This window comes from Liquorilactobacillus oeni DSM 19972, assembly GCF_001436275.1.
Classification (GTDB): Bacteria; Bacillota; Bacilli; order Lactobacillales; family Lactobacillaceae; genus Liquorilactobacillus; species Liquorilactobacillus oeni.
Genome location: NZ_AZEH01000005.1, coordinates 1 through 2,239, shown reverse-complemented (window position 1 = coordinate 2,239; position 2,239 = coordinate 1). Strand labels below are relative to the sequence as shown.

General features: G+C 35.2%; 6 protein-coding genes and 1 pseudogene. 5 read left to right on the top strand and 2 right to left on the bottom strand.

Annotated features, from left to right (window positions below; genetic code table 11):
• The first annotated feature begins 20 nt into the window (after nt 1–20).
• The 4 genes from FD46_RS00285 (at nt 21) to FD46_RS00275 (ending at nt 1,342) form a co-directional block, all read left to right on the top strand.
• Complete coding sequence (locus tag FD46_RS00285) at nt 21–524, top strand: helix-turn-helix domain-containing protein (protein ID WP_057895213.1); 504 nt, start codon at nt 21–23, stop codon at nt 522–524.
• On the top strand, nt 524–652 hold the full coding sequence (locus FD46_RS10640; protein WP_268872836.1) for a hypothetical protein: 129 nt from the start codon (nt 524–526) through the stop codon (nt 650–652). The genes FD46_RS00285 and FD46_RS10640 overlap by 1 nt, the downstream gene beginning before the upstream one ends.
• A complete protein-coding gene (locus FD46_RS00280) occupies nt 649–864 on the top strand; it encodes a hypothetical protein (RefSeq protein ID WP_057895212.1) in 216 nt (71 codons plus the stop codon). Before FD46_RS10640 ends, FD46_RS00280 begins: the two co-directional genes overlap by 4 nt.
• Before the next feature lie 79 nt (nt 865–943).
• On the top strand, nt 944–1,342 hold the full coding sequence (locus FD46_RS00275; RefSeq protein WP_057895211.1) for a GNAT family N-acetyltransferase: 399 nt from the start codon (nt 944–946) through the stop codon (nt 1,340–1,342).
• A gap of 138 nt (nt 1,343–1,480) precedes the next feature.
• Here FD46_RS00275 and FD46_RS00270 read toward each other — a convergent pair whose 3' ends face one another.
• Together FD46_RS00270 and FD46_RS00265 are read right to left on the bottom strand one after the other, a co-directional pair.
• Nucleotides 1,481–1,828, bottom strand: coding sequence for a type II toxin-antitoxin system PemK/MazF family toxin (locus tag FD46_RS00270; RefSeq protein ID WP_033609948.1), 348 nt, complete (start codon nt 1,826–1,828; stop codon nt 1,481–1,483).
• Complete coding sequence (locus FD46_RS00265) at nt 1,828–2,091, bottom strand: type II toxin-antitoxin system PrlF family antitoxin (protein ID WP_017260787.1); 264 nt, start codon at nt 2,089–2,091, stop codon at nt 1,828–1,830. The genes FD46_RS00270 and FD46_RS00265 overlap by 1 nt, the downstream gene beginning before the upstream one ends.
• 77 nt (nt 2,092–2,168) lie before the next feature.
• Between FD46_RS00265 and FD46_RS10770 the strand changes: the two are divergent.
• Nucleotides 2,169–2,239 (top strand): annotated as a pseudogene (locus FD46_RS10770) (site-specific integrase); the annotation flags it as partial.

Genomic DNA, 2,239 nt, shown 5'->3' with positions numbered 1-2,239 from the left:
CCGAAAGGGGTTTGGAAAACATGCCTAAAACTATTAGAGAACTTGCTGATGAATTGGGCGTTTCAAAACAGGCTATATGGCAAAAGATAAAAAGAGATGCGTCAATCGATTTACGTCAATTTACATCAACAAAAGGCAATACTGTTTACGTTGATGTTGATGGGCAAAAAGCTATTAAAGCAATGTTCTCAAACAATTCGTCAACAAGATACCGTCAACAAAAAGATGATGTTGACGACAACAAAAAAGATGCGGTTGATGGACAAGATGAAGTGAAATTCCTTCGAAATTTAGTATCAGAAATTCAATCTGAAAAGAAAGAGTTACATAAGTTACTAGATCAGCAACAAAGATTGGCCTTACAGGACAAACAACTGCTCGAAGAATACAAGGCAGAAATTAAAGAATTAAAATCGTTAACTATGCCAACACAAGGTAGTGAAAAAGACGATTCAGTAGAAAATATAGTAAAAGAGCCTCAAAAGCAAAATAAAAAATGGTGGTACTTTGGTAGGAGAATGTAATGAATGCACAGACTTTCAATGATTTAATCGATCAAATTAATCAAGCCGCAGGTGATGTTCAACGTGAACGGGGAACCCTTTTCGAAAAGCTAGTTTTAGCTTACTTAAAACATGAGCCAACTTATTGACTTCTGAGCAACTAGACGTAGACACAGATATGCTAAAACCAGTTAGACAAAGTGTTCCTTGGGAAATTCTTCCCCAAGGGGTTAGAATTTGGAATGCTTTTAAAGATGTAGCTAATTCTAATCAAGTATCAAAAAGTGCTAAAATATTAATCGAAGAAAGATTTAAATATTTAGAAGAATTCAAGCCAGATATTGAGTATCTAAGTTATTGATATACTTTTTTAACAAAAAATCGCTTTTGCTTAAACCCAATGGCACAAGCAATGGCTAAAATTATTGTGAGGTAATTATATGATCAAGTATTCAAACCAAAAAAACATTTCTGCTAAGCAGCTGTCTGATATTTTTAAAAATTCAGGAATACATAGGCCTATCACTGATCTCACCCGTTTAGAAAAAATGTTAAACCATGCTGACGTTTTATGGACTGCTTGGGATAACAAAAAGCTTGTTGGAGTTGCACGCGCATTAACTGATTTTAGTTATGCCTGTTATTTGTCTGATTTAGCGGTGGATTTAGCTTATCAAAAGCATGGTATTGGTAAGAACTTAATCGATCACCTTCAGAAACAGCTTGGAAAAGATGTTTCTATGGTCCTTTTAGCAGCTCCGAACGCAATGGACTACTATCCAAAAGTTGACTTTAAACCGGCTGACAACGCTTTCCTAGTTCCGCGTAACCCCTTTTAAGTGATAATGTTTGTTTTTTTATAGGGTCCATAATATACAAATAACCCCTCGAAAACATTGAAAGAATAACCCCCAAAATCTATAATATAGATCTTGGGGGTTATTTTGTTGTTTTTATTAATAAATAACATCTGTTTTTTAGAAAAATTGTTGGACCTTTGTACTAATCGAACTAATTTCTTGTTGGGATAAAGCGGCCACAACTTCGCCATCTGATCGTTTTGTGGGATCGACAGCACGGACATGTTGTAAGAGCGCTGTTCCGTGAATTTTCCCTTTATCTATCCTGATAAATAACGGAGATTTAACATACTTTTCTAGGGTGCGATATTTGTCAGAAGTGCTGATTGGTACAACTAGCGCCGTATTAAAATAGCGATTATAGTGATCGTTGCTCACAACTAAACACGGTCGCTTTTTCTTAGTTTCAGTCCCTTTGGCTGGATCTAAATTAATCCACAAAATAGCGCCTTGTTTTAATTTCATTAATCAAAGTCTTCACTTTCTATGTCCTTACCCCAATCAAATTCCGTGGTACTGAGATTTCCGAACTTTTTTTCCTGTTCATCAACAAGTTGCCATAGATCAGGTTTACTACGAACAATCATTACTCTACCATTTGGCTCAATCTGCCATTCAATTGTGTCAGTAGACCGAACTTTTAACAGCTCACGTACTGTTTTAGGAATTGTAATCTGATTTTTACTTGTGATCTTCGAGCTAACCTTAGTTACATTACCTGCACTCACAATACCATCTCCTTACTTTTTCCTTACAAAAATAATAACATAACTGCTTTAATATCTCAAGAAAAGGAGAAAAGACTATGCAACAAGTTGTTTTACCCATCAAAGATTCAAACGTTCTTAAAGAGGTTCAAGATACGTTACTCAATAA